Origin of the sequence: Ruegeria sp. HKCCD6604, from assembly GCF_013110635.1 — a bacterium.
In the GTDB taxonomy this organism is placed as follows: Bacteria; Pseudomonadota; Alphaproteobacteria; order Rhodobacterales; family Rhodobacteraceae; genus Ruegeria.
Map to the genome: position 1 here is coordinate 136,768 of NZ_WVQW01000003.1, position 26,367 is coordinate 163,134.

At 59.3% G+C, this 26,367-nt stretch carries 23 protein-coding genes; 2 read left to right on the forward strand and 21 right to left on the reverse strand.

Translation table 11 applies throughout. The annotated features are described in order from the left end of the window. Window positions 1-2: 2 nt before the first annotated feature. Window positions 3-1,106 (reverse strand): hypothetical protein, encoded by a 1,104-nt coding sequence (locus GS614_RS10695; protein ID WP_171726240.1) that lies wholly within the window; start codon window positions 1,104-1,106, stop codon window positions 3-5. 154 nt (window positions 1,107-1,260) lie between these two features. On the opposite strand from GS614_RS10695, the gene GS614_RS10700 reads away from it, so the two are divergent. Continuing rightward, complete coding sequence (locus tag GS614_RS10700) at window positions 1,261-1,842, forward strand: carboxymuconolactone decarboxylase family protein (protein ID WP_171118213.1); 582 nt, start codon at window positions 1,261-1,263, stop codon at window positions 1,840-1,842. Window positions 1,843-1,893: 51 nt separating this feature from the next. Here the strand turns inward: GS614_RS10700 and GS614_RS10705 are convergent, their stop codons facing one another. Further along, window positions 1,894-2,826, reverse strand: coding sequence for a hydrogen peroxide-inducible genes activator (locus GS614_RS10705; protein ID WP_171118211.1), 933 nt, complete (start codon window positions 2,824-2,826; stop codon window positions 1,894-1,896). Between the two features lie 107 nt (window positions 2,827-2,933). On the opposite strand from GS614_RS10705, the gene katG reads away from it, so the two are divergent. Next, window positions 2,934-5,114 carry a catalase/peroxidase HPI gene (gene katG / locus GS614_RS10710; protein ID WP_171726241.1) on the forward strand — a complete coding sequence of 727 codons (2,181 nt, stop codon included), beginning with the start codon at window positions 2,934-2,936 and terminating at the stop codon, window positions 5,112-5,114. A gap of 87 nt (window positions 5,115-5,201) precedes the next feature. Here katG and GS614_RS10715 read toward each other — a convergent pair whose 3' ends face one another. The 19 genes from GS614_RS10715 to GS614_RS10805 form a co-directional block, all read right to left on the reverse strand. Continuing rightward, window positions 5,202-6,716: a malonyl-CoA synthase gene (locus GS614_RS10715; protein WP_171726242.1), complete on the reverse strand. Its 1,515-nt coding sequence runs from the start codon at window positions 6,714-6,716 to the stop codon at window positions 5,202-5,204. Between the two features lie 332 nt (window positions 6,717-7,048). After that, window positions 7,049-8,563: an aldehyde dehydrogenase (NADP(+)) gene (locus tag GS614_RS10720; protein WP_171726361.1), complete on the reverse strand. Its 1,515-nt coding sequence runs from the start codon at window positions 8,561-8,563 to the stop codon at window positions 7,049-7,051. A 72-nt stretch (window positions 8,564-8,635) separates the two neighbouring features. Beyond that, a complete protein-coding gene (locus GS614_RS10725) occupies window positions 8,636-9,316 on the reverse strand; it encodes a GntR family transcriptional regulator (protein ID WP_171363271.1) in 681 nt (226 codons plus the stop codon). Window positions 9,317-9,506: 190 nt separating this feature from the next. Further along, window positions 9,507-10,532, reverse strand: a complete 1,026-nt coding sequence (locus tag GS614_RS10730; protein WP_171170081.1) for a proline racemase family protein — start codon at window positions 10,530-10,532, stop codon at window positions 9,507-9,509. A 7-nt stretch (window positions 10,533-10,539) separates the two neighbouring features. Further along, window positions 10,540-11,643 carry a cis-3-hydroxy-L-proline dehydratase gene (locus GS614_RS10735; protein WP_171726243.1) on the reverse strand — a complete coding sequence of 368 codons (1,104 nt, stop codon included), beginning with the start codon at window positions 11,641-11,643 and terminating at the stop codon, window positions 10,540-10,542. 15 nt (window positions 11,644-11,658) lie between these two features. Then, window positions 11,659-12,909 (reverse strand): FAD-binding oxidoreductase, encoded by a 1,251-nt coding sequence (locus GS614_RS10740; RefSeq protein WP_171726244.1) that lies wholly within the window; start codon window positions 12,907-12,909, stop codon window positions 11,659-11,661. A 66-nt stretch (window positions 12,910-12,975) separates the two neighbouring features. Further along, window positions 12,976-13,908, reverse strand: a complete 933-nt coding sequence (locus GS614_RS10745) for a proline racemase family protein (protein ID WP_171726245.1) — start codon at window positions 13,906-13,908, stop codon at window positions 12,976-12,978. Next, window positions 13,899-14,858 carry a dihydrodipicolinate synthase family protein gene (locus GS614_RS10750; RefSeq protein WP_171726246.1) on the reverse strand — a complete coding sequence of 320 codons (960 nt, stop codon included), beginning with the start codon at window positions 14,856-14,858 and terminating at the stop codon, window positions 13,899-13,901. The genes GS614_RS10745 and GS614_RS10750 overlap by 10 nt, the downstream gene beginning before the upstream one ends. Window positions 14,859-14,897: 39 nt before the next feature. After that, a complete protein-coding gene (locus tag GS614_RS10755) occupies window positions 14,898-15,620 on the reverse strand; it encodes an amino acid ABC transporter ATP-binding protein (RefSeq protein WP_171726247.1) in 723 nt (240 codons plus the stop codon). Further along, on the reverse strand, window positions 15,617-16,279 hold the full coding sequence (locus GS614_RS10760; protein WP_171726248.1) for an amino acid ABC transporter permease: 663 nt from the start codon (window positions 16,277-16,279) through the stop codon (window positions 15,617-15,619). The genes GS614_RS10755 and GS614_RS10760 overlap by 4 nt, the downstream gene beginning before the upstream one ends. An 11-nt stretch (window positions 16,280-16,290) precedes the next feature. Next, entirely contained in the window at window positions 16,291-16,953 is a 663-nt protein-coding gene (locus GS614_RS10765) for an ABC transporter permease subunit (protein ID WP_171726249.1), read from the reverse strand. A gap of 70 nt (window positions 16,954-17,023) precedes the next feature. Continuing rightward, entirely contained in the window at window positions 17,024-17,824 is an 801-nt protein-coding gene (locus tag GS614_RS10770; protein WP_171726250.1) for a transporter substrate-binding domain-containing protein, read from the reverse strand. A gap of 427 nt (window positions 17,825-18,251) precedes the next feature. Beyond that, on the reverse strand, window positions 18,252-19,487 hold the full coding sequence (locus GS614_RS10775; RefSeq protein WP_171726251.1) for a Tm-1-like ATP-binding domain-containing protein: 1,236 nt from the start codon (window positions 19,485-19,487) through the stop codon (window positions 18,252-18,254). A gap of 13 nt (window positions 19,488-19,500) precedes the next feature. Then, the gene (locus tag GS614_RS10780; protein WP_171726252.1) at window positions 19,501-20,442 is read right to left on the reverse strand and encodes a phosphotransferase enzyme family protein; all 942 of its coding nucleotides are present in this window, start codon (window positions 20,440-20,442) and stop codon (window positions 19,501-19,503) included. Then, window positions 20,439-21,734 carry an aspartate aminotransferase family protein gene (locus GS614_RS10785; RefSeq protein ID WP_171726253.1) on the reverse strand — a complete coding sequence of 432 codons (1,296 nt, stop codon included), beginning with the start codon at window positions 21,732-21,734 and terminating at the stop codon, window positions 20,439-20,441. Before GS614_RS10785 ends, GS614_RS10780 begins: the two co-directional genes overlap by 4 nt. A 15-nt stretch (window positions 21,735-21,749) precedes the next feature. Next, on the reverse strand, window positions 21,750-23,234 hold the full coding sequence (locus GS614_RS10790; RefSeq protein WP_171726254.1) for an aldehyde dehydrogenase: 1,485 nt from the start codon (window positions 23,232-23,234) through the stop codon (window positions 21,750-21,752). Between the two features lie 5 nt (window positions 23,235-23,239). Further along, a complete protein-coding gene (locus tag GS614_RS10795) occupies window positions 23,240-24,760 on the reverse strand; it encodes a tripartite tricarboxylate transporter permease (protein WP_171726255.1) in 1,521 nt (506 codons plus the stop codon). 7 nt (window positions 24,761-24,767) lie between these two features. Beyond that, window positions 24,768-25,304: a tripartite tricarboxylate transporter TctB family protein gene (locus tag GS614_RS10800; protein ID WP_171170060.1), complete on the reverse strand. Its 537-nt coding sequence runs from the start codon at window positions 25,302-25,304 to the stop codon at window positions 24,768-24,770. Window positions 25,305-25,367: 63 nt separating this feature from the next. Next, entirely contained in the window at window positions 25,368-26,297 is a 930-nt protein-coding gene (locus tag GS614_RS10805; RefSeq protein ID WP_171726256.1) for a tripartite tricarboxylate transporter substrate binding protein, read from the reverse strand. Window positions 26,298-26,367: the final 70 nt, after the last annotated feature.

The window sequence follows — 26,367 nt, forward strand, 5'->3', positions numbered from 1 at the left end:
CATCAGGCCGACAAGCGCCCGTTCGCGCCCTGGCCCACGTGTCGGGCCGGGGCGTCGAACACCGCTTTGATGCAGGGATACCGGTCGAGAATTTCAGCCCCACCGGGCAACAGATCGGCCCGGAGAACACCGGCATCCCAGATCGCAACGCCATCCACCCGGATCGTCGGGTCCAGCACGTTCAGTGAAATCTCACCCGGCGCATAATGCCCGCATGTGTGAAAGTGCAGCAGACGCGGATTGCCAAAGGCCGACCCGCTCCAACGTTCAAAATTGCTTCGCGCCGGGGTCGTGTAGGCGCAGCCCGGGTGGATGCCTGCGTGCCAGGAATGCATGGTCAGGGGGTCAAGGTCGAACATCTTGCCGACTTTTTCGTAATGCATCTGCGCGCAATGCACATCCATGGGATGGCCCTCAAAGCCGGTCAGGCGGTTGTTTTCGAACCGTATGGTCAGCGGTTCGCGCAGGTCGCAGCCGTATGGTTCGTAGAATTTCGAACCGGTGCCGACCAGAAACCCGTCCTGAACCAGCACGCCGGAAAACCCCTGCGCGGGAACCGGGGCAAAGACCGACATCGGAAAACGCGCCACGCTGACATCCGCGGCACCTGCTGGGGGGAAGGCGGCGCCGGGGCCGGCGAAGTCGGTGCCCAATGGGCAGGTCACGTGGATGTGCCCGGCAATGGCCAGCAGCCGGTTAACCGCGTTTTTCAATTCAACGAACCCGGTGTAATTGGCGCGCCCGAAACCCGAGGCCAGCATTCCGGCGTCCAGCGCATATGACATGATGGGCCGAACGTCCCTCATTCCTGCGTCGAAACGAATCTGATCGCCGGAGCGGGACAGAAACAAGGTGCGATCCGCCATCTCCATCGCCGTTTTCAGATCCGCTGGCAGCGATGAACCCATGGGATCGAATGCGAGGGTTTGAACTGCGGTCTTGATCCGGTTCTGTCGCGCGCAGTCCACGATAGCCTCGGTGATATCGGCATCGTAATACCCGTTGGCCGCATCTTCGCAGACCACAAGCAACTGGTCGCCCGCCGTCAGGCCGCCGCATCTGAACAACAGGTTTTCGGCACCTGCCATAAGCTCTGGACTGTGCATTCGCGTTGATCCTCAACAAAATCCCCCGCGCTGGTATTTTACATCTTTCACGTTTCCGTGATCCAGAAGAAATTTCACCTTAAGAAAAAAATTAACTGACATGCCTGTGGGCTTTGTACATAAGCTGAGCCCGAACAAGACAGGAGACACAGCAATGAGCGCTTGGATCGAGATGATCTCGGACGACAAGGCCGAGGGCCGCCTGAAAGAGCTGCTGGACAAGGCCCGCACCCCTCATGGCACCGTGGATACGGTCATGCGTGTGCATTCATTGCGGCCCGAAACGATGAACGGGCATGTGACGCTGTACCGTTCGGTCCTGCATTCCGATGACAACCAGTTGCCATTCTGGTTCCTCGAAGTTGTCGCCAGCTATACTTCGATCCTGAACGATTGCACCTATTCACTGACCCATCACTTCATGAACGTGCGCAACCTGCTTAAGGATCAGCCGCGCAGTGACCGGATTTTCGTCGCGCTCAAGGCGCATCGGCCCGAGGATGAATTCGAGGGCAAGGAACTGGCGTTGCTGCGCTATGCCGCCAAGCTGACGACGGATGTTGGCAAAATGGTCAAGTCCGACTTCGAAGCGCTCAAGATTGCTGGCTGTGAGGATGGCGAGATCCTGGAGGTCAATCAGGTCTGCGCCTATTTCAATTATTCAAATCGGTTGCTGAACGGGTTGGGTGCAACGACCGAGAATGATGTGATCGGCTATTACAAGGGTGACGACTGACGGGTTGCGCCGGGTCTGGCCTTCGTGCCGAGGAACATCGTTTTGGGCGGGTCAGCCTGTTGTTTCAGGCTGAGGCGGTTTCACGCCCCACGTGTTTTCTTCGGCTGTTTTGCGGATGATCGCGCCGATCTTCAACAGGTTTTCGCTGAGCGGGTTGGTCTTTCGCCAGATCAGACCAATCGTCCGCGTCGGCGGCGTGTCCTGAAACCGGGCAATGGACACATCCGCGGATCGGGTTTCCAGCCCGACCGCCATTTCCGGTATCAGGGTCACACCGATGCCGGCGCCGACCATCTGAACCAGTGTGGAAAGCGAACTGCCCTCCATGATGTGCTGCGGTTCGATGTTGCGGATTGAACAGAAGGACAGGGCCTGATCCCTGAAGCAATGCCCCTCTTCCAGCAACAGCAGGCGCATGGTTCTGAGCTGCGAGGAACTTGGCATCGGCAGGTTGGCATCCTGCGCCGGGCGAACCAGCAGAAAATCTTCGTTGAACAGCGAGAACTCTCGGAGGTTGGGTTCCGAGACGGGCAGGGCAACGACACCGAAATCCAGTTTCGAATCCAGTATTTCACCGATCAACGTCTTGGTTATCGTTTCCTTGGGTTCGATAGTCAGTTGTGGGAAACGCTGCGACAGAGCTTTGATGATCGAGGGCAGCAGATAGGGTGCGACCGTGGGAATGACCCCGATTCTGATGCGGCCGGACAAGGGGCCCGAGGGAGATTGCACCAATTTCCCCAAATCCTCGACCCGGGTCAGGATTTCGCGGCCATGTTTCAGCACGTCTTCGCCAAGTGCAGTCAGGCGGGTTTGCCGGGCCGCGCGTTCGACCAGCGGCCCACCCATGATTGCCTCCAGCTCTTTGATTTGTATGGAAAGCGCAGGCTGCGATATCGCACTGGCCGCGGCGGCCTTGCCAAAGTGGCCGTGCGTGGCGAGCGCCTCGAAATAGCGCAGATGTTTGAGAGTGAGTGCCTTCATATGAAAAATTAATCACAACGATAGTAATTACAAATTTCCAATTATCGAAGCCGTGGGGTACGAGTCAAGATATCTGAACCCCTAGGTAAATACTCAGGAGATTTACAATGGACGGTACCCCCCACAATCACCAATCCGGCGGCTGCCCTGTCATGCATGGCGGCAATACTGGTACGGGCAATTCCGTCACCAAGTGGTGGCCGGATGCGCTGAACCTGGACATTCTGAGCCAACACGACACGCGCACCAACCCGATGGATGCGGATTACAATCACCGAGAAGCGGTCAAGGGCCTGGATTTCAAGGCGGTTCGTGCCGATGTTGAGGCGTTGCTGACCGACAGCCAGGACTGGTGGCCGGCTGACTGGGGTCACTATGGCGGGCTAATGATCCGTCTGGCGTGGCACTCGGCCGGGTCTTACCGTCTGGGGGATGGTCGAGGTGGCGCCGGTTCGGGCAACATCCGGTTTGCGCCGCTGAATTCATGGCCGGACAATGCAAGCTTGGACAAAGCCCGCCGTCTGCTGTGGCCGGTGAAAAAGAAATACGGCAACGCGCTGTCCTGGGCCGATCTGATCGTTCTGTCGGGCACGGTGGCCTATGAATCCATGGGATTGAAGACCTTTGGTTTCGGTTTTGGTCGCGAAGACATCTGGGGCCCCGAGAAAGATGTTTACTGGGGTTCTGAAAACCAGTGGCTGGCCCCGTCCGAGAACCGCTATGGCGATCTGGAAACCCCCGGCACGCTGGAAAACCCTTTGGGTGCGGTGCATATGGGCCTGATCTATGTTAACCCCGAAGGCGTGAACGGCAATCCGGATCCGGCCAAAACCGCGATGCATATCCGTGAAACCTTTGCGCGTATGGCGATGAATGACGAAGAGACCGCGGCATTGACCTGCGGGGGCCATACCGTCGGCAAAGCCCATGGTGCGATGCCCGGTGACAATATCGGCGCCGAGCCCGAAGCCTGCCCGGTGTCCAGCCAGGGTCTGGGATGGGAAAACCCTGATCAGAACGGTAAAGCGACCAACGCCTTTACCTCGGGGATCGAAGGGGCGTGGACGAAAGAGCCGTTGAAATTTGACATGGGCTATTTCGACTATCTGTTCGGCTACGAGTGGGAACTGGGCAAATCACCCGCAGGTGCCCATCAGTGGCAGCCCGTCGACATGCCCGAAGACGAAAAGCCGGTCGACCCGACCGACCCCACCGTTCGTCGCATGCCAATGATGACCGATGCGGATATGGCGATGAAGGTCGACCCGACCTACAACGCGATCTGTCAGAAATTCATGGCGGATCCGGACTATTTTGCCGATACATTTGCACGTGCCTGGTTCAAGTTGACTCACCGCGACATGGGTCCGCGCGTCAACTATTATGGCCCGGACGTGCCGTCGGAAGATCTGATCTGGCAGGATCCGATCCCGGCTGGTTCGACAGATTACGACATAGATGCCGTCAAGGCCAAGATCGCAGACAGCGGCCTGACCACCGCCGAGATGATCACCACCGCCTGGGACAGTGCCCGAACCTTCCGCGGGTCGGACAAGCGCGGCGGCGCAAATGGCGCGCGCATCCGACTGGCACCGCAAAAGGACTGGGCAGGCAACGAACCCGAACGTCTGGCGAAAGTGCTGGGTGTGCTGGAGCCGATCGCGGCGGAAACCGGTGCCTCGATTGCCGACGTGATCGTTCTGGCGGGCAATGTCGGACTGGAGCAGGCGATCAACGCCGCAGGCTTTGACGTGGCGGTTCCATTCTCGGCCGGTCGCGGCGACGCGTCGATCGAGCAGACCGATGTGGACAGCTTCTCGGTACTTGAGCCGCTGGCGGACGGGTTCCGCAACTGGCAGCTGAAAGAATATGCGGTCTCGCCAGAGGCGATGATGCTGGATCGCGCGCAACTGCTGGGTCTGACCGCAGCCGAGATGACAGTTCTGGTCGGTGGTCTGCGTGTGTTGGGTGCCAACCATGGCGGATCGCCGCATGGCGTCTTCACCGACCGGGTGGGCCAGCTGACAACCGACTTTTTCGTCAACCTGACGGATATGTCGCTGAGCTGGCATCCGGTTGACGGAGGCACCTATGAACTGCGCGACCGCGCCTCGGGTGAGGTCAAGTTCACCGCAACCAGCGCAGATCTGGTCTTCGGTTCGAACTCGATCCTGCGCAGCTATGCTGAGGTCTACGCTCAGGACGACAATGCCGAGAAGTTCGTGCGCGACTTTGTGGCGGCATGGACCAAGATCATGAACAACGACCGGTTCGATCTGGTTGCCTGAATCATGTAATAAATCAGGCGGGGACACCCTCGCCTGATTTTCTTTTCAGGGGGCTGCATCCGCTGATCCCGCTTTCCCGAGACTCACTCACACAGTCATGAAGAGATCTTTGTATCGGTCACGCAGAATGTTCTTTTGAACCTTGCCCATCGTGTTGCGGGGCAGCTCATCCAGAACGATCAGCTTGCGCGGATGCTTGAACCGGGCCAGACCTTCGCGGACCGCGACCGTTATCGCCTCCGGATCAGGGGTCTGGCCGGGCTCTGCCACGATGACACCAACAACCGTTTCACCGAAATCGGGATGTGGCACGCCAATCACGGCGCTTTCCAGAACACCGGGTTGATCATCGAGAACCATCTCGATCTCTTTTGGGTAGATGTTGTAGCCGCCCGAAATGATCAGATCCTTGTTGCGACCAACGATATGGACGTACCCATCCTCGTCGATGCGGCCCAGATCACCGGTGATAAAAAAGCCGTTGTCGCGCAGTTCGGCAGCGGTTTTTTCAGGCATCTGCCAATACCCTTTGAACACGTTGGGCCCGCGCACTTCAATTATGCCGATCTCGCCCGCAGGCAGGGTATTGCCGTCTGAATCACAGATCTTCAGTTCGACCCCGGGCAGTGGGTGCCCGACCGTTCCGGCGCGCCGCTCGCCGTCATATGGGTTTGACGTGTTCATGTTGGTTTCAGTCATGCCATAGCGTTCAAGGATGCGATGACCCGTTCGTTCTTCGAACTGCACATGGGTTTCCGCCCGCAGCGGTGCCGATCCGGAAACGAACAGGCGCATATGGGTGGCCAGTTCCCTGGTAAAACGCGGGTCGTCCAACAGGCGCGTATAGAAGGTTGGGACGCCCATCATCGACGTGGCACAGGGCAATTTGTCGATGATCTGGTCCAGATCGAATTTGGGCAGCCAGATCATGCATCCACCTGCGGCCAGCATGATATTGGTCGCGACGAACAGCCCGTGCGTGTGAAAGATCGGCAGGGCATGCAGCAGCACATCCTGCGAGGTGAAGCGCCATTCCTTGACCAGTGTCCGTGCGTTCGACAGCAGATTGTTCTGGGTCAGCATGGCGCCCTTGGACCGGCCTGTGGTTCCCGACGTGTAAAGGAACGCTGCCAGATCCTCGCCATCGCGGGCGACGGTTTCGAAACGTGTCGGCATGGTCGCGGCCAAATCTGTCAGAGACCCGGTGCCATCCGCGTTCAGTGTCTCTACCCGGGCGCCCAGCTGCGCGCCGACAGGGGTGAGTTTTCCTTCTCTTTCGGTGTCGCAGATAATCAGCGAGGCCCCGCTGTTTTCGATGAAATAGGTCAATTCATCGACCGTGTAGGCGGTATTCAGCGGCAGGAACACCAGACCGGCCTGGGCGCAGGCAGCATAAAGCGCCAGCGCCTCGGGGGTTTTTTCAACCTGCGCCGCAACGCGGTCACCGGGGTTCAGGCCCAAATGCGTGGCCACATGCGCAATCTGCGCCGCTTTGCCGAGGAAATCCTGGTGAGAGATCGTTGTCCCGTCCAGCAGCTGCAAAAAAGGTGTGCCTTTGCCGGCGTGGATGCCGAACAGGCCATCATACAGAGGGTTAGCCATCAGGATTACCTTTCTTGAGATATGAAAAGAGAGGTGGATGCAGCGAGGAAATTGATCTCGAATGGGGCGATCATCTCATGGGTCGTGGCGAATTGGTTGTGGTGCTGGGCAACACGGGTCATTTCATACAGGTAGTTCACCAAAGTGCCAACGGATGGGGCCGGGATTGCGTTGCCCTGTACCGAATGAACAAAAGCACTGTTACCCAAAAGAAACTGTGCAATTGAATCCAGGGGCGTGTGCCTCATTCCCCTGACACTGCGCAGTTGCAACCGCCGACACCCTGCTGCGCAACGTGCTTTCAGAGTATCGGCGGGTGTCGACTGATTTCCCTATGAGAAGTGTTCCGGCAGCAATGCATCCGGCAGATTCTGATAGCAGACAGGACGCAAGAAACGTCGGATCGACAATGTACCCACGGATGTGGCACCGAAATTGGTCGAAGCCGGGTAGGGGCCGCCATGGACCATGCTGTCACATACCTCGACCCCCGTGGGGAAGCCATTGGCCAACACGCGCCCGGCTTTGCGTTCAAGGATCGGCAGCAGGGACTGCGCCATGCCCATGTCGGCCTCGTCCATATGTAGGGTGCAGGTCAGCTGCCCGTGCAACCCGCGCGCGACGTCGTGCATTTCGTCGGGGGTCTCGGCAGTCACGATGATGCCCAGCGGGCCGAACACCTCTTCCGCGAGGGATGTGTTGGCCAGCCAGGTTGCGGCGCTTGTTCGGTAAAGGAAAGGGGTCGCATTGCGCTGATCGCATGTCGAAGCCAGAACCTCGTGAACGCCAGCGGTTTCAGCAACACGGGCCTGACCGTTGCGATAGGCTTTGGCGATGCCGTCGGTCAGCATGGTCTGCGCCGGAACTTCGGTCAATGCGGCCTGTGCGATCTCGGCGAAACGGTCCGTTGCTTCACCTGCCACCATCACGACGACGCCCGGGTTGGTGCAGAACTGACCAGCGCCCATCGTCAGCGAGCCGGTCCAGCCTTTGGCGATGTCTTCACCCCGGTTTGCCAGTGCCGCGTCCAGAATGAACATGGGGTTTACCGATCCAAGCTCACCAAAAAACGGAATCGGTTCGGGGCGCGCGGCGCACAGGTCGAACAGGGCGCGACCGCCCGCAAGCGATCCGGTGAACCCGACCGCCTTGATCAGAGGGTGCTGCACCAAGGCTGAACCCACAGCCGGTCCGCCGTCTTGGATCAGACTGAAAACGCCGGGATGAATGTTGCAACGGCGGATGGCCGCAAGGATGGCTTCGGCGACGATCTCGCCGGTGCCCGGATGGGCGCCGTGGCCTTTGACGACAACCGGGCAGCCGGCAGCCAGTGCGGCGGCGGTGTCCCCCCCGGCGGTGGAAAATGCCAGCGGGAAATTTGATGCGCCGAACACCGCGACCGGGCCGATCGGGCGCTGGATCATTTTCAGATCGGGCCGGGGCAGGGGTGCACGGTCTGGCAGCGCGCTGTCGTGGCGCCGGTTCAGATAATCGCCGCTGAGGATATGCGTTGCGAACAGCCTCAGCTGCCCCGACGTGCGGCCCCGCTCACCTTGCAGCCGAGCCTCGGGCAGGCCGGTTTCCTGAGTGCCAATCTCGGTGATTGCATCGGCGCGCGCTTCGATCTCGTCGGCAATGGCGTTCAGAAAGGCGGCGCGTTCTTCCCGAGTGGAATAACCATAACTCCAAAACGCCTCTTCCGCGGCCTGCGCAGCGGCCTCGACGTCTGAAATCCGACCTTTCGAAAAGTCATGCGATGGCCCATGTGCGGGTTGTGACGCAAAGAAATCGTCACCAGCAAGCCAGTTGCCGGCGATCAGATGCTTGCCATGCGGAGTAAAGGTCATTTGGGCCTCGTATTTCGGGATGTCCAGATTTATGGATAATGTATCCAAAATAACAGGACATGCAAGACCGCCCTAGGGTTCGTCTGTCCCGCGCTTCGAGGCGATCATTTCCAGAAGCTGTTCCTTGGTCCGGCGAATATGCTGCGTCAAGACCTCGCAGGCTTTGTCCACATTGCCTTCCCGGGCCAGCCGCAACAGATCACGATGCTCCTTTTTTGCGGGTTCGCGCTGTTTCATCACGCTCAGATGCATCCTGACATAGCGATCCGATTGCAGGTTGACGCGGTCCAGCAATTCGTTGGTCAGCTTCCGCTGTGACGCCGCATAAAGCGCCGAGTGATACTGATAGTTCAATATCCCCCACTTGCCGACGTCATTTTCATCATACGACGCTTCCATCTGCTTGAGGATTTCGTCGCAACGCGCAAATTCCCCTGGGCCCATATTCGGGATGGCCCGGCGGAACAGATCGACTTCGATCAGGATGCGAAGATCGAAAATTTCACCGATTTCGTCGAGGGAATGCTTGGTCACCGAGCCGCCGCGATTGTTGGCCCATTGCACCAGACCTTCGGCATTCAGGCGCTTCAGCGCCTCGCGGATCGGCATGCGAGAGACATCATATTCCTCGGCCAGTGCTTCCTGCCGGATCGTCTCACCCTCGGCGAGTTCGCCACTGAGGATACGTTCACGCAGATCATTTGCGATGACGTCCGGTAGGCTTTGTTTCGTGATCGCGCGTTTTCCTGCCATTTCCAATATCCCGCCACGGTTTTTGGATACAATTACCCGCAATCACGGACTTTTCCAAGCCGAACTTGGATTTCGACCCATGTTCAACCCCTGCCCGAGATTTGAAAAAAGGCCTGAATCTGATGATGAAACCGCAACGAGGCCGCGTATCTTCAGACTTTTCCGTTTTCGAAAACCGTGCCTGCTGACGTCAAACGCCCCAGGTGTCAGACAGGCGATATCCACTGGGCCATGGATCGTCAGGGTCCAACATGTGCTGATGAATTCCGGTGATCCAACCGCGACCGCTGATTTCAGGAACGATCGCCGCGCGGCCACCGACCTGCGCAGTGTCAATGATCCGCCCGGTGAATCGCGATCCGATGATCGAGACAGCCTCGAAGGTCTGGCCGGGTTTCATCACCCCCTTGGCCGCCATCAGCGCCATGCGCGCGGATACAGCGGTGCCCGTCGGCGAACGGTCGACCTTACCCGGCTGGATCGCCACGGCGGACTTGCCGCTCAGGCCGGTTTCCGTTTCATTCAACGGGCCGCAAAAGGCGCAGAACGATATATGATCCCAGTCCGGGTTCTCGGGATGCGAGAATCCAAGCTGCTCATTGGCGGCGTTTGTAATCTTAACCCCCAGCCGGGCAATGTCGCGGGCCTCGTGGTCGACGATTGCGAACCCAAGCGCCTGCGCATCGACGACCACGAAACTGTCGCCGCCATAAGCGGTGTCTACCGTGATCGTGCCCAGTCCGGATACCTCAAGCGGGACGGACAGCTTGTCGGCGAAACTGGGCAGGTTCTGGACAAAGATGCGCTGTGCCTTGCCATCGCGGCATTCCGCACGTACCCGGACCAACCCGCCCGGTGCCTCGAGCACCATATGGGTTTCCGGTTCGTGCATTGGAATGATCCCGCCATCCAGCAACACGGTTGAGACACAGATCGAGTTGGACCCCGACATGGGCGGCGTGTCTTCGGGTTCCATGATGATCCAGGCGGCGTCCGCCTCGGGGTGTTTTGGCGGAACCAGAAGGTTGACATGCCGGAACACACCGCCGCGTGGTTCGTTCAGAACAAAGTTGCGCAGGGTCTGGTCCCGCGCAATGAAGCTTCGCTGTTCCCAGAGAGTGTCGCCCGGCGGTGGGGCGACACCCCCGACGATGACATCCCCAACCTCACCTTCGGCATGGGCCGAGATCACATGTACGGTTTTGCTGCTGCGCATGTTTACCTCAGCTATTTTGCGCGACGGGGGCACCCAGCGCGTCGAAGATCGGTGTGACGCCCAGACCGGGGCGATCTGCTGCGGTCATCCGGCCATTGACTCGCTTTGGCGCGCCCTCGGCGATGTCCACGGTACCATAGGAATTGAAATCGGTGGCCGAGAACGTGAACTCGGACGGTGTCGACCGCGCCAGATGAGCGATGGCGGCGGTGGTGATATCGCCCCCCCAGGTGTCTTCGATGGTCATCGGGATACCATGTGCGACGCAAAGATCGCGCATCAGCCTTGCCTTGCTCAAACCTCCTACCTTTGAGATTTTCAGGTTGATCACGTCCATGGCGTCGTCGGCAATGCCGCGGACCAATGTGTTGGGCGTGTCGATGACCTCATCCATCACGAAGGGCAGCGCGGTGCGCCGGCGGATCGACACGCATTCCTCATAAGTCAAACAGGGTTGTTCCACATAGACATCCATGCCCGCGATGGCGCCTACGACACGCGCGGCCTCGTGCCGGGTCCAGCCGGTGTTGGCATCTGCCACCAGCAGGTCGGTCTTTTTCAGAACCGCGCGGGTGGCATGAATGCGGTCGATGTCGTCATTGGCTTCACCGCCCACCTTGAGTTGGAACTTCGTATAGCCTTCGGCCGCATAACCTTCGATCTTTTGCGCCATGATGTCCGGTGCTTCCTGGCTGATCGCGCGATACAGCACCACGTCCTGTTGCGCGTCGCCGCCCAACAGGGTGTAAAGGGGTTGCCCGGTCGCCTTGCCCAGCAGATCCCAGCAGGCGATATCAACAGGCGCCTTGGCATAAGGGTGGCCACGCAGGGCGCCATCCATGGTGCGATTGATCTGGCCGATATTCAGCGGATCCTGCCCGATCAGATGTGGCGACAATTCCGCCAGCCCGGCCCTGACGCCCAGTGCAAAGGACGGAAGATAAGCCGATCCCAGCGGGCAGCATTCGGCATACCCCTTGAGACCTTCATCCGTGATGATCTCGAGAACGGTGCTGTCGAAGACTTCGACATAGTTGCCATTGGACCAGCTATAGCGACCTTCCTTCAGCGGCAGATCCACCTGATATACGTTCAGTGCAGTGATTTTCATGTGGTGTTCTCCTGATCAGAAGCGTGTGGATGCGAAAGGCTTCATGTCGAGCGCGGGCTTTGTGTTCGTGACCAGATCCGCGACCAGTTCCGCCGTGCCTGCGGATTGCGTCAAACCCAGATGGCCATGTCCGAAGGCGTAAAACACCTGTGGCGCACGCGCCGAGCGGTCGATCAGCGGCAAACTGTCGGGCAGCGACGGCCGAAAGCCCATCCATTGCGTGCCGCCTTCCAAATTCAGGCCAGGCATGAAGCGCCCGGCCTTTGCCAGAAGCGCGTCGGCGCGTTTGTAATTGGGCGGCAATTCCAGCCCGCCCAACTCGACCGCGCCACCGATGCGCACACCGCCGTTGATCCGCGTCACCACAAATCCGTGGCCACCGAATGTCAGATGGGTGCGCAGGTCAAAGGCCCCTTGGGGCAGGGTCGTGTTGTACCCGCGCTCGGTTTCCAGAGGGATGCGATCGCCCAGGGTTTTCGCCAGGTGATGAGACCACGCCCCGGCGGCCACGATCACCTGTCTTGCATCAATTTCACCGATCGAAGTCGTCAGGCGAACGCCTGCATCCATGGGTGCGAGCGCGCTGATTGTCGCGATTTCGACCTGACCGCCACGGGCGGTGAACCGGGTGGCCAAATGTCTTGTCCAGCTGGCCGGATCGACCGTGTTCATCCAGGTGGGTGTAAAACCCGCATGGGTAAATCGTCGGTCAAGCCCGGGCTGGATTTCCGCAATCGCGTCGGGGTTGTCCAGCAGGTCAAAGGGGATGCCGTGATCCTTGCGCCTGTCCCATGTGGGCAGACTGGCGCGGAATTCTGCTTCACCCTCGAACACCTGCAACTGGCCGTCGCGTTGCATCAGCGCTTCGCCATCGACATCCGCGATCTGGCGTTCCAGCGCCGCGCGGCTGTGATCCATCAAAGCAGCCTGCGCAGACAAGGCCGCAGCATAGCGATCCTGCCAACTGGCCCGCCAGAACCGCAGCATCCACGGCGCGATGTTCAAAGCGTAAGAAGGAGGAATTGAAAGTGGACCCAGCGGGTCAAACAGCCATTTCGGAGCCTTGCGCATGATCCCGGGGGTGGCCAATGGCACGATGTCGGTAAAGGCAAAGGCTCCGGCGTTGCCCTTCGAGGCACCGGCTCCTACGCCTTCGCGATCCAGCACCAGCACGCGCCGGCCGCGTTTTTGCAATTCAAGTGCGGTGCTGATGCCGATGATACCGGCACCGATCACAACGATATCCGTCGGGTTGTCTTGCAGCATGGCCAGATCTTCTCAAACTGTGGCTTGGTTCCGGGGGCTGGATTGCGCCAGTCCCCGATAGTTTTGTCAAAGAAGGATCCCACCGCGGAACGGATCGTTTTGCGCGAAAAACAATGTGCCCTCGGCCGTGATATGCGCCTGCCCGGTCAGGGTCGGAATGATGCCGCCATTGGGACCAGGCTGAAAGCTCAGCCGGTAAGAGCTGCCGATCACGCTTTCCTGCACGATCTCTTGCCCCGGAACCAGAACCCCATCCGCCGCCAGACAGGCCAGACGCGCAGAACTGCCGGTCCCGCACGGGGATCGGTCATATTGATCGTCCGGGCACAGGACGAAATTCCTGCTGTGAACGTCTTTGTCCGGGGATTTGTCCTGCAAGATCACGTGGTCCACCGGTTCCCCGTTTTCGCCACGCACGTTCTGGTCGATGCAGGCTTTGCGAATTGCAATGGTCAGATTGGTGAGGGCACGGATGTTGCCGGGCGTCACGTCCATCGGGCTGGGATCGACAATGAAGAACCAGTTGCCACCATAGGCCAGATCGCCGGTCACTTTTCCATGGCCTTCGACGTCAACCGACACCGAAGCCTTGACCCGGCGGCTTTCGATATTGGTGACGCGCACCGTATTGGCGTCCAACAGGTCAACCGAGATGACGCCGGCCGGCGTTTCGACCCTGTGCGTCCCCGGACCGATCTGGCCCAGATGGGCCAGAGTGACCCCAAGGCCGATGGTGCCATGACCGCACATGCCCAGAACGGCGTCGGCATCGAAATAGATCACGCCGGTTTCGCAGCCAGACGTTTCCGGGGCCACCAGAAGCGCCCCGACCATGCCGGGTTGACCGCGTGGTTCAAGAAGGACCGATTTGTAGAAATCCTTGTGCTTGGTGGCCAGGCGTTGCGCGCGCTCGGCCAGCGGGCCCGACCCCAGATCGGGGCCGCCGTTCAGGATGACCCGCGTGGGCATGCCTCCGGTGTGGCTGTCGATCACATGCATTCAGCGATGACCCCGCCCTGGCTGGACCAGTCGGCGAACCAGGTGCGGAACAGTTTGTATTGCTGTTCGCAATAGTTGCGCTGGGCATCCGTCAGCTCGTCGGTTTCGTTGAAGTGCAAGCGGTATTCCTCTTCACCGTTCAGGACCAGCAGGTGCTTGTAGTACAGCACCAGATCGGTGCCTTCGTCAAAGCTGGCCAGCACGCCAAAGGCTTCTTCAAGCTCGCGCGCGCGCAGGCGCGCTTCGGCGTGGCCCGCCGCCGCTTTCTGGCACAGGGCGGCCAGCAGCAGTGCCTCTTTGGGCAAGGCAGTACCAATACCGGTAATCGATCCGGTAGCGCCGCAATTGACGAATCCATGGTAAACTTCGGTATCCACACCAACCATCAGTGTCACCTGATCATCTTTCGAGGTGATGTGTTCCGCGGCGTAGCGCAGGTCGCTTTTGCCGCCGAATTCCTTGAACCCAACCAGGTTCGGATGATCTGCACGCAATTCCAGGAACAAATCGGCGCGGGTGGCGAAGCCGTAAACGGGGCTGTTGTAAATGATGGCCGGAATATCCGGCGCGGCTGACAGAATTGCCTTGAAGTGGTTGCGCTGTGCCGGGATGGACGATCCGCGCGACAGCACACGTGGGATGACCATAAGCCCTGCCGCGCCGACCTTTTGCGCATGTGCAGCCAGCGCCACGGCAGATTTGGAATTTATCGCACCGGTGCCGACAACGACGGGCAGGCCTGCCTCGATCAAGCGTTCGACGCCTTGCATGCGTTCGGCATCCGACAGCAACGGCCAGTCGCCCATCGAACCGCAATACACCACGGCAGACATGCCTGCCTGGATCATTTCCTTGCCCTTTTTCACCAGCGCATCGAAATCCGGTGTCCGGTCGGTTTTGCAGGGGGTCATCAGGGCTGGCATGGTGCCGGTGAAGATATTCTTGGACATGAAGGTGATCTTCCTCGTTGTTTCAGGGGGCCGGTGCACTCAGCGCACGTTGGCCAGGAATTTACGGGTGTTTTCGGATTGCGCATCACCGAATATCTGCCCGGGCGGGCCGATCTCTTCCATCACGCCCTGATGGAAATAAGCAACCCGGTCCGACACATCGCGTGCGAAACCCATCTCGTGCGTGACACAGATCATGGTCATCCCTTCTTCGGCCAAAAGGCGCATCGTGTCGAGAACCTCGCCCACCAGTTCGGGGTCCAGCGCTGACGTCGCCTCATCAAACAGCATGTATTCCGGTTCCATCGCCAGCGCGCGGGCGATGGCCAGACGCTGTTGCTGGCCACCCGAAAGGGCCGAGGGGTAGACGCCCAGCTTTTCGCCCAGGCCAACATGGGTCAGTTGGCGGGCGGCGATATCGCGGGCTTCTGATTTTGACAGTCCCTTGACGATCTTGGGGGCGAGCGCGACGTTTTCCAGCGCCGTCAGATGGGGAAAGCTGTTCCATTGCTGAAATACCATCCCCAGCTTCGTGCGCAGCTTGTTGATGTCGGTGCCTTTGGCATGAACATCGATGCCATCGACCCTGACCGAGCCTTGCTGGATCGGCTCCAGCCCGTTGATGCAATACAGCAGGGTCGATTTGCCGGATCCCGATGCGCCGATCACCGACAGGACCTCTCCTTTCTGCACATCCAGATCGATGCCTTTCAGCACATGCAGCGCGCCGAAATACTTGTGCAGGTCGCGAATTTCGATCATTGGGCCCACCTTTTTTCAAGAGACGCGGAATAGCGCGAAATCGGATAGCTGAGCGCGAAATAGAACGCGCCCGCGATTGTCAGGATCAGGAAAGGTTCCTGCGTGCGGGTGATCAGGATCTGGCTGGCCTTGAGCAGTTCGACATAGCCCAGCACCGAAACCAACGCGCTGTCCTTCATCACTCCCAGTGCGACACCGACCCAGGCGGGGAACACCGCGCGTCCGCCGATTGGGAAGACGACATAGCGCAGGTCCTGCCAATAGGTCATGCCCAGGCTGCGTGCCGCACGGCGCATCGGCGTTCCGACGGCCTCGATCCCGCCGCGCGCGACATTCGCAACCAAAGCGGCCGTGTAGATCGACAGGATCACCACGCCCGAGGCGAACGGGTCCAGATTGAGCCCGACAATGGGCGCAAAGTTGTAGAACAGCACCAGTTGGATGATCAGCGGGACGGAACGGAAAACATCCAGAAACGGGGCCACTGTGAGGGCTGCGGCCAGCTTGCCCTCGTACAGGATCCACCCGCATACCACGCCAAGAAGCGTTCCGATGGATATCGACAGAACCGAAATCCAGAGTGTCCGCAGGGCCGCTTCGCCCAGAAACCACAGATCATTGATGGTGAAGCCGCTGAAAAAGCTGACAGTGGGTTCCATCCGAGCGTCCTTCAGTAGCGAAAGAGCCGGGTCGCCAGCAGGCGTGAGGCTCCGAGAATGATTTTGACGATCACGTAGTAGATGATCGCGGTGACGGCGAAATATTCAAAGATGCGGAAGGTGCGCGAGGCAAAGAACTGCGTCTCGCCTGACAGCTCGCGGAAACCGACCAGCATGCCCAGCGAGGACATGAGCACGGCCCAGACCATCTGATTGGTGATCGGGTGATAGACGATGCGAAACACCTGCGGGATCACCACGCGTGTGTAAGCCTGCCACGCGGTCATGCCCAGAGAACGAGAGGCCCGCAACTGCGTCTCGGGGACGGTCTGAAAACCTCCGCGAAAGTTTTCGGCCAGATAGCCGGCGCAATTGAAGGTCAAACCCGCCAGCACGATGAAGTAAGGCGACAGGTGCAGGCCGAATGCGCCAAGCCCGAAGCCGAAAAAGAACAGCTGAAACAGGGCGGGCGTGTTTCGGGCCAGTTCAACCCAGGCCGAGGCGAACCAGTACAGCGGCCCCTTCAGGTGCAGCCGCGTCAGCGCAAGACACAGGCCGATGAGGATGCCCAGGATCATCGCCAGAACCGCGACTTGCAAGGTCAGCAGCGATGCCTCAAGCAAGTCCGGCAGGCTTTTCATGACCGGCCGCCAGTGGAAGTTGTAATCGAACACAGGTTTTTTCCGAATTGACCGGCTCTTTCGCCCGGCCGAAACCCGACGAAAGAGCACTTGGGGGGTGAAATCAGTACATCACGCCGGGGATGCGCAGCTCGGGGGCTTCGCCTCCGACATATTTGCCCCACAGTTCCTGGTACCGGCCCGAGCGCACCTGATGCGTGACAAACAGGTTCAGGAAGTTCAGCCAGGTGACGTCCTGTCTTTTGCCCACGACCGAGGTGTAGTCGGTGGTCCAGGGCATACGCGGACCGGCCAGCACGGTTTCATACTGCTGGGTGATCGGCAGAACGGCGGTGTTGGTGGTGATGCCGATATCGGCCTTGCCCTGCGCGACCGCCAGAAACACCTCGTTTTCCGACTGATAGCCCTGATAGTTGCCTTCCTCACCCCATTCGGCGGCAATCTTCAGCCATTCCTGTTCCGGCACGGTGCCAATCGCGGCGGCGACGCGTTTGCCGCGGATGTCTTCGAAGGTTTCGATCCCGCTGTCCGCGTTCACGACGCCCTGCGCATAGTAGATTGCATAGGGAATGCTGAAGCCCACGGTCCGCGCCCGTTCAAGGCTGTCCGAGGTTGCGCCGAACACGACATCGGCGCGCCCGGTCACGATGACCGGCAGGCGTTCGGCCCAGGTCACAGGCAGGATTTCCGCCTCAACTTCAAGCGCCGCGGCCAGATCATTGCAGTATTCCACGTCAAATCCCGCCGGTTCGTTGTTGGCGTCGCGATACCCGATCGGCGGAAAGTCCAGAACAACGCCGCAGCGAAGAGTGCCGCGATCCACGACATCGTCGAGCGTGTCCGCCATCGCAGGACCTGTTGTGAAAGTGGTGAAGGCCGCCAAAGCGACGAGTTTCTTGAGCATGTGATCCTCCCTGAATCAAAGATGCGATCACGAATAAAGGATATTGGATCCAACATCCATAAAAATTTTCTACCAGCAACCGACACGGGTCCGTACCCGGCTACAGGATGGATCAATTGTTCAAGAAACGCCCTTCGCTGATTGATCGTCTTGGGGGTGGGGGCAGGCCGATCATCAAAACGTAGGGGAAACGCTTTTTGCGCAACATCCCAAGAAGAACCGGTCATTCTGACCCGGTCCGCGTGGTGCAGCCTGCACCGGGCCGGGATGGACGAAGACAACACCAACACGCTCTGGAACCGTCCGTCTGAAGACTGGGTGCCCGAGGTTTACGGAACCGACCCGCACAGATCCGGCCAGGTGCCACAATTCGCTGTCAGACAACGCGCAGGGTTGTTTTGCCCTTTCCCACTCCTTCCAATGGCTTTCAGTCTGTTCTGATGACGCCGGTTTCCACCCACGTGTCAAATCGTGACAGAACAGCCTGACAGAAAGCCGCGTCGTTGATGTGAACATCCAGCTCGGTCATCGGCACCCGGCCGGGCATGACCTTGCGCGCCTCGTCCACCATTTCTGCCAGAGCCTCTGGATCATGCACCTCTTCGCCTTCCCTGTCCCAGGCCTCGACACCCTGAACGGGCAAAAAGAAATGCACCGGCCCGGTTGCGGCTTCCAGCCGGTTGGCGAGTTCCCGAATCCAGGCGCGCCGTTCGGCGCCGTTGAAGACCGAGCTTTTGATCAGGCGGTTGTGTTCGTGGAACGGGCGATCGGCATATTGTTCGGGGATGTCCTGCCAACCCGCAAAATCCAATAGATCCAGCGCACCGGGTGCCACCATCTGGGGCGTTCCTACGCGCCCGGCATTGGTGACCCGGTCATCGCCGCTGGACACGACAGAGCCCGCCATCAGGTTGCCAAATTCCTGCATGCAGAAGTCCATCACGCAGGCAAACGCGCCTTCGCCCGCCAGTTTTTCATAGGCCATGCCGCCCATGCCGGTAGAGTGGAACACGGCCACTTCAAAGCCGCGGTCTTCCAGTGCCGGTTTCAGAATTTTCATGTAACGCAGGCAGGACGAACCAAGGCTGGTCATCCCGATCAGAGGTTTGCTGCGATCGGGTGCGGTCGCTGCCCTGGCTGCGCCCACGACGGCCCCGGCAGCTTGGCTGAGCGACGACTTGCAGATCGAATTCATGCCATACAGGCCGCCGGCCCACAGGATCATCTGAACATCCGGCGCCAACCGGTGCGGAGGGATCAGAGGCGAGAAGCTGACCGTTGACACGATATATTTGGGAACGCCCATCGGCAAAGCCTGCGCACAATCCAGCGCAAGGTCTGTGCCCATGGTCCCGCCCGTGGCCAGCATCCCGTCAAATCGACCTTCTGAATAGGCCTGTGCAACAACTTTTGCGGCCCCTGCGGACATCACGCGAAAGGCTTTGTTCTCGTCTCCTTGCGCGATGACCTGTTCTATTGTCATGCCGCCGGCAGCGGCAACGTCGTGTTTCGAGATATCCGTCGATTCGGACGGATCACCCAGAACCGATACATCCATGGTCAGCACGTCAGCGCCCTGCGCTCTGACCGCCTTTTCGATAAACCGCATTTCGGGCTCTTTGGTATCATACGTACCAATCAGCAGGATTGTCTTTTGGGCCATTGGTGCCTCCTGTCTAGGTGTGCTGTTGAAGGTATTGGGACATCAACGCCCGGGCGGTTTCAATGAACCGCTCATTGCGTATGCCCGATCCATCTTCGTTCAGTCGGGATGCAACCCATCCCACGTAGGTTACGGCGCGCAGTGCCATGAACAGGTCGAGTTGGCGGGTGCAGATCGGTCGTTCAGATCGATACCCCGCCAGCAAAGCACCGCGCAGCTGGTTGAAATCAGGTTCGTGCAGGTTCTTGAGAAGCGTCGTTGCGATATCAAACAGGCGAAAACCGAACCCGGCATCGTCGAAATCAATCAGCCACAGTTTGTCCCCGTCAACCATGACGTTTTCGCGGACAAGATCGGCGTGGATCAGGCCGTAATCCAACTGATTTTCCGCGCGCCGAAGGTCACGATCTGCGATATCCCGGAACGCGAGGAACAGGGCCCGGTCCGTTTTTCCAAGCGTTGGGTTTTCCCAGAAACGACCCCAGACAGGGGCGTCTCCAAGCAGCCCGCTGCGATCCCATGACCAACGCAAGAAGTCCTGAGGAGGTGTCCATTGGTCGCTGATGTGGTGCAGCCGTGCCATTTCCCGGCCGATTGAGCAAAAGACGCCTGTCCTGTCCTGATGCGTCAAAGCCTGTCCTGTCGCACCCAAAGGGCGGCCCGGCAACCAGTCGAGTATGTCGACCTGAATACCGTCCACCAGATGCAGATAGCGCCCATCTGCGGCCGGAACGGGCGTTGGAACCCGGACCCCGTTTTTGCCGAGAACAGCCATCCACTGTAGCTCTGACCGGAGTTCGGCATCCGTTCGCAAGCCCTTGCGATGCAGTCTCAGGGCATAGGCGGTCTGACCTGCCTGAACGCGATAGACGCGGTTTTCCCGAGCCGCCACAAGAGACGCCTGGCCATCAGCCAGCCCCCAAAGGGACAGCGCATGTTCCACGATCTGCTTCATGCTACCCGTGGCGTTTCCGCCAACACGTCGTCCAGCGTGTCGAAAAGAAGATCCGCGTTTTCGACAGAGAATGGCATGGGCGGGCGAATTTTCAGAGTATTCTTGTGACGCCCAAGCTTGGAGTGAATGATCCCGCGCTGGCGCATGGCGTTGATGATACGGTCAGTGAATTCACCGGCGGGTTCCTTGCTGTCGCGATCAAGGACCATTTCAGCCCCGAATATCAGCCCCGAGCCGCGTATGTCTCCGATGACGTCATATTTTTCTTTCAAAAGGTTCAGCCGTTTTCGCGCATGGTCGCCAACGGATCTGGCGTGTGCGACCAGGCTCTGGTCTTCGATCTCTTCCAAAACCGCCATCGCGGCAGCACAGGAAACAGGATTTCCGCCAAACGTGTTGAAGTACCGATATCCCTTGCGGAATGCCGAAATGATCTCGGAACCTGTGACCACGCCGCCTACTGGATGGCCGTTGGCCATGGGTTTGCCCAAGGTCATGACATCCGGCACAACGCCCAACTTCTGATGCGCCCACATGTGGGTGCCGGTTCGGCCAAAGCCTGATTGCACCTCGTCGCAGATCAACAGGCCCCCGGCCTGGCGTACGACCTTGGCCGTGGGTGCCAGCCAACCGTCCGGGTTGTCGGGAAACCCCTCGTTCAGAAAATAAGGGCAGAGGATCAATGCGGCAAAACCGGTGCCGGCCTTTTCGTGTTCCGCAATCTGTTCCGCCACCGCATCGGCGAATTTTGACCCGTCCGGGTCGGGATGGCGATAGCTGTCGGGTGCGCTGACAAAGCGGAAATACCGGCCCAGACCGAAGCCGACCGTCGGGATGTTCGATTTGCTCAACTGGCTGACCAGCGCGGTATTGCCGTGATAGGTGGCGTCAGTGGCAATGATCCCTCGTTTTCCGGTCATCGCCTCGGCCATTCGCAGAGCAATGTCATTTGCCTCGGAGCCGGTACAGGTGAGGATGGCCGTATCCAGGGAGTCGTCCATCGTTCCGGTCAGTTTTTCCACATAGTCCAGAATCCCGTCATGCAGATACCGGGTGTGCGTGTTGAGCGTGCGCGCCTGACGACAGATCGCCTCGACCACGCGCGGGTTGCAATGCCCCACATGAGGCACGTTGTTGTAGCAATCCAGATACTTGCGCCCGTCCGCATCCCACAGCCAGACGCCTTCACCTTTCACGAAATGAACGGGTTCGTCATAGAAGGTCGATACATTGGGCCCCAGCAACCGGGCCCTGCGTTCAATGAGTTCCACGGATTTCGCTGAAAGGGTCATGCGGGCGGCCTTTTCTCAGAGTTTTATCCAGGCGGTTTTCAGATCGAAGTATTTCTCGATCGCGTGCAGCGATTTGTCGTGCCCGTTGCCGGATTGGCGAACGCCGCCCAGCGGAACGGTCAGGTCGGCACCGCCATATGTATTGACATGCACAACGCCGGCGCGAATGCCTGCCACCATGCGATGCGCGCGGCTGAGGTTCGAGGTCCAGACACCACCGGCCAACCCATAAACGGTGGCATTGGCAAGGCGCAGCGCTTCGTCTTCGTCGGCAAAGGGCGTGACGGCCAGAACAGGGCCAAAGACCTCATTCTGGAACAGGGTGTCGGTCTCTTTCACGTTGGCCATCACGGTCGGCGCCATGTAATAGCCTCCGGTCTCCGTCAGGATGCGGTTTCCGCCGGTCCGGCGTTCGGCGCCTTCGGCCTCGGCCTTCGTGACGAAATCCAGATTGGCCTGAAGCTCTGGCAGGCTGTGGACCGCACCGATCTGGCTGTTGAGATCCAGCGGGTCGCCGACGCGAAAGCCTTCGGCGTGGCGGCTGATCTCGGTGACGAAGTCCTCGTAGATCTCTTGCTGGACCAACAGGCGCGATCCGGCGACGCAGACCTGACCAGAGTTGCGGAAGATGCCCGCCGCGGAAACCTTGGCCGCTTCGGCCAGATCAGGGGCGTCGGCAAAAACGATGTTCGGGGATTTGCCGCCCAGTTCAAGGTAGCAGCGTTTCAGGTTCGACCGCGCCGAATACTCCAGCAGCCGCCGCCCGGTTGTGCCCGACCCGGTAAACACCATGATGTCGACATCCATCGACAAGGCCAGCGCCTCACCCACGACTAAGCCACTCCCGGTCACGACGTTGAACACCCCATCGGGCACTCCGGCTTCTGCGGCAAGCTCGGCAATCTTGAGCAGGCTGAGTGAGGCGCTTTCGGCAGGTTTCAGCACGACGGAATTGCCTGCGGCCAGTGCCGGTGCAATTTTCCAGCTGCCGATCATCAGTGGAAAGTTCCAGGGCACGATGGCCCCGACAACCCCGACCGGAGCGTGATGCACAAGACCCAGAACGTCACCGCTTGTCGGGGCGATCTGCCCGTAGATCTTGTCGATCGCCTCGGCATAATACCGGAAAGTGGCCGCCGCCGAGAGCGCCTCGGCCTTGTAGGCCATGGTGATCTCGGTTCCGTTGTCGCGTACGCCCAGCACGGCCAGTTCAAGCGCGCGGGCTTCGATCAGGTCGGCCAGCTTCAGCAGCACTTTCTTGCGGCCGGCAGGGGCCATGCGCGACCATCGCCCGTCCACGAAAGAATCGCGCGCCGCGCGCACGGCCATGTCGACATCGGCCGGTGTGCCTTCGGCGATCAGCGCCAGAGGTTGGCCGTTGATCGGAGACAGAACCTGATGCCGGGCCCCGGTTTCGCCATCCTGACTGTGGCCGTTTATGAAATGCCCGCGCGGAGCAATGTCCTGCGCACGCAGCGCATCAATCGAGGATTGGTCCATGGGGGTTATCCTTGCTGAGTTGAGTCTTCGTCGAGAACCGGCTGCGGTCTGATTCGTTCCTTGTGTTCCTTGATCAGCGAGCGAACGTGCAGCAGAAGGATCCCGAGGATCATGATGAAAAGCATTGCGGCAATCGGTCGGTCGATGAAATCAAGTGGCGACTTCACCCGCGCCATGGCGCTGCGCAGTTTGACTTCCATGATCCCGCCCAGAACCATGCCCAGAATGATCGGAACAATGGGCAGGTTCAGGCGCTTCAGGATCAGCCCGAACACGCCGAACCCGGCGGCAATGGCGCAGTCCGTGACTGAGTTGCGCAGGCTGAATACACCGACAAAGGACAGCGTCAGGATCATGATCCCCAGAAAGCGCGTCGGGATCTGAATGATCTTCAGCAGCAGGTTGGTCGAGAACAAAAGAAAGACCAGAACGATCACGTTGAGCAGGATCAGCGACATGTACAGCGCCATGACAAAATCCATCTGATCGGCGAATAGCTGCGGTCCGGGGATCACGTTGTGAACATAGAAGACGGACAGCATCATCGCGGTCAGCGCCTCGCCTGGAATACCCAGCGCCAGCAGTGGAATCATCGCAGCCCCGGGAACGGCATTGTTGGCCGCTTCGGACGCCACCAGGCCTTCGGGTGACCCATCGCCGAATTTGTCTGGGTCCTCAGAGGTTTTCTGTGCGTATGTGTATGACAGGAACTGTGATGTGAATTCGCCAGTGCCCGGTATCATGCCCATGAGCACGCCCAGCGAGGACGAAACCGTCGCGATGCGTTTCAGGCCCAGCAGCTCTTTGAGGCCCGCGAAGATGCTGCCGCGCACATGGGCTTCGCCCGGCGCGTGTTCTTTGTCGACCAGCAACAGCAGCGCCTGACTAATTGCGAACAGGCCAAGAACCACCACGATCAGATCGACACCTGACGAAAGCCAGGTTTGGTCAAAGGTGAAACGTTTGGTGTATTTGACGGGTTCCAGACCGACGGTGCTGAGAAAGATGCCGAAGAACGCCAGCATCGCGGCCGAGAAGGTTTGTCCGCGATGGGCCAGGATCACCAGAAGGATGCCCATGAGTGCGGCCAGAAAAATCTCGCGGCTGCCGAAATGCGGGGCAACCCAGGCCAATACGGGTGATAGGATGATCAGACAGAGGATCGAGAAGATGCCGCCGAAAAACGACGCCGAATAGGCCAGCGACAGGGCCCGGTGGCCCTCGCCGCGCTTGGTCATGGGATAGCCGTCATAGGTGGTCAGTGCATTGACGGCGGTACCGGGCGTGTTGATCAGGATGGCGGGGATTGCGCCGCCATACATGGACGACCCGTAGATGCCCAACAGAAGGGTCAGGCCGACGATGGGCTCGAACGCGAAGGTGGCGGGCAGCAGGATGGCAATTGCGACAGCAGCGCCGACGCCGGGCAATGCGCCGATGATGACCCCGCCCACCGATCCGATGACCAATGCCACGACGACCTGCCACTGCGCCAGAATTGCAAAGCCGGAAATCAGATTGTCCATCTTGGCCTCACAGGTAGGTCAGCGCAAAGGCGCGCAGCCCGTCGGGCAGGTATTCGTATATCCGACCGGCAGGAATGTTCACCTGAAGCAACGCGCGGAAAACGACTGCAACGACAGCGCCGAAGGCAAGTGCAACGCAAAAAGCCCCGGGCAATCGAAACCCCAATCGTATCGTCAGCAGGGCTGCAAAAAGCATGGTCGATGGCAGGTATCCAAGCCACGGAACCGCCACGACATAGATCAGAAAATAGGCAACGTATTCGAGGGACATCAACCAGAACGTCACCTCTCGCAACCGTCCGGGAATGCGTGGGGACAGGAAGGAGCCCAGCAAGTGGAGGCCGCTGAACAAAACCATGCCCCAGATCGCGATCTTGGGCCAAAGGGCGGGTTGCGCAAACCACTTGGTTCGTTTGACAGCCTGAGTCTCAGCGCCGATCTGACTGAGAAGGAACAGGGAGAAGCCGAAGAAAAGGAAGGCAAAGACAATATCGCCAGGACGTCGATACCGTCGGAACATGTCTTGCAGCGTCTTTGCTATCATTTTGGCCTCCTGTTTGAATCAAACAGACCCGGCGTTGTTCGATCTGGCCGGGCCTGTTTCGGATTATTCGCCCAGAATCTCTTCGATCTTGGCGAAAGAGGCTTTGTCCTGCTCGATCTGAGCATTCGAAGCGTCCGGGTCCTGCCAGTAGATCAGGGCGCCCGTTTCCTCAGCCAGCTTTTTGGCCTTGTCCGAGGACAACGCTTTCTGCGCGGCAGCCGTGATTTTTTCACGCGCGTCGGCAGGCGTGTCCTTGTGCACGAACAGCCCGTTCCAAAGGGCCAAAGGCAGATCCGCATTGAGCTCCACGATCGTCGGCGTGTCCGGAACCAGTGAAATCCGCTCGCCGCCGATGCTGGCAAGGACATTCACCTGATCAAGGCAGGGAAGGATAAGCTGTAGCGTCGTATTGATGACATCCACGTCGCCTGAGGCCAGCGTGTTGCAATCCAGGGCGTCGAATGCCGCTTCGCTGGCAAAGTCGAACCCGCTGCTGACCGCAGCTGCAAATGTGACCTGAGTGGGGGGCAGAACCGATCCGAAATGGCCAAGCGCCACGTCATTTTCCTTGCCGTAGTCGGCCAGTTCTTCCCAATTTGAAAACGGCGCGTCTTTGCTGGCTGCGATGACGAAGGGATAGGTCAGGAAGATGCCGATTGGATCAAAAGGATTCGGGTTGAGTTCGGGAATTCCGATTTCGGGGCCGATGACAGGTACGCCGATGACGAATGAGCCGATGGTGTAACCATCCGCCGGGGCGGTTGCCACCTCGACCGCGCCGGGGAATGGGCCACCGCCGCCGCCGGGTTTGTTCACGACAGCGGCAGGCACACCGTACATGGCCTGGAATTCGTCGGCGATCATCCGGGTAAGGACATCTTCCAGATCACCCGGAGGCCAGGGGACGACAAAACTTACCGGCTTTTCAGGGTACTCTGCCAGTGCGGCAGTGGCCGAAGCCGCAAAAGCGGCGGCTGTTAGAAATTTCTTCATTGACACCTCCCGTTAGTGGCTCAATATTTGAACCGCGTTAACAATAATAATGTTGCTTTGTTAAGTTAGT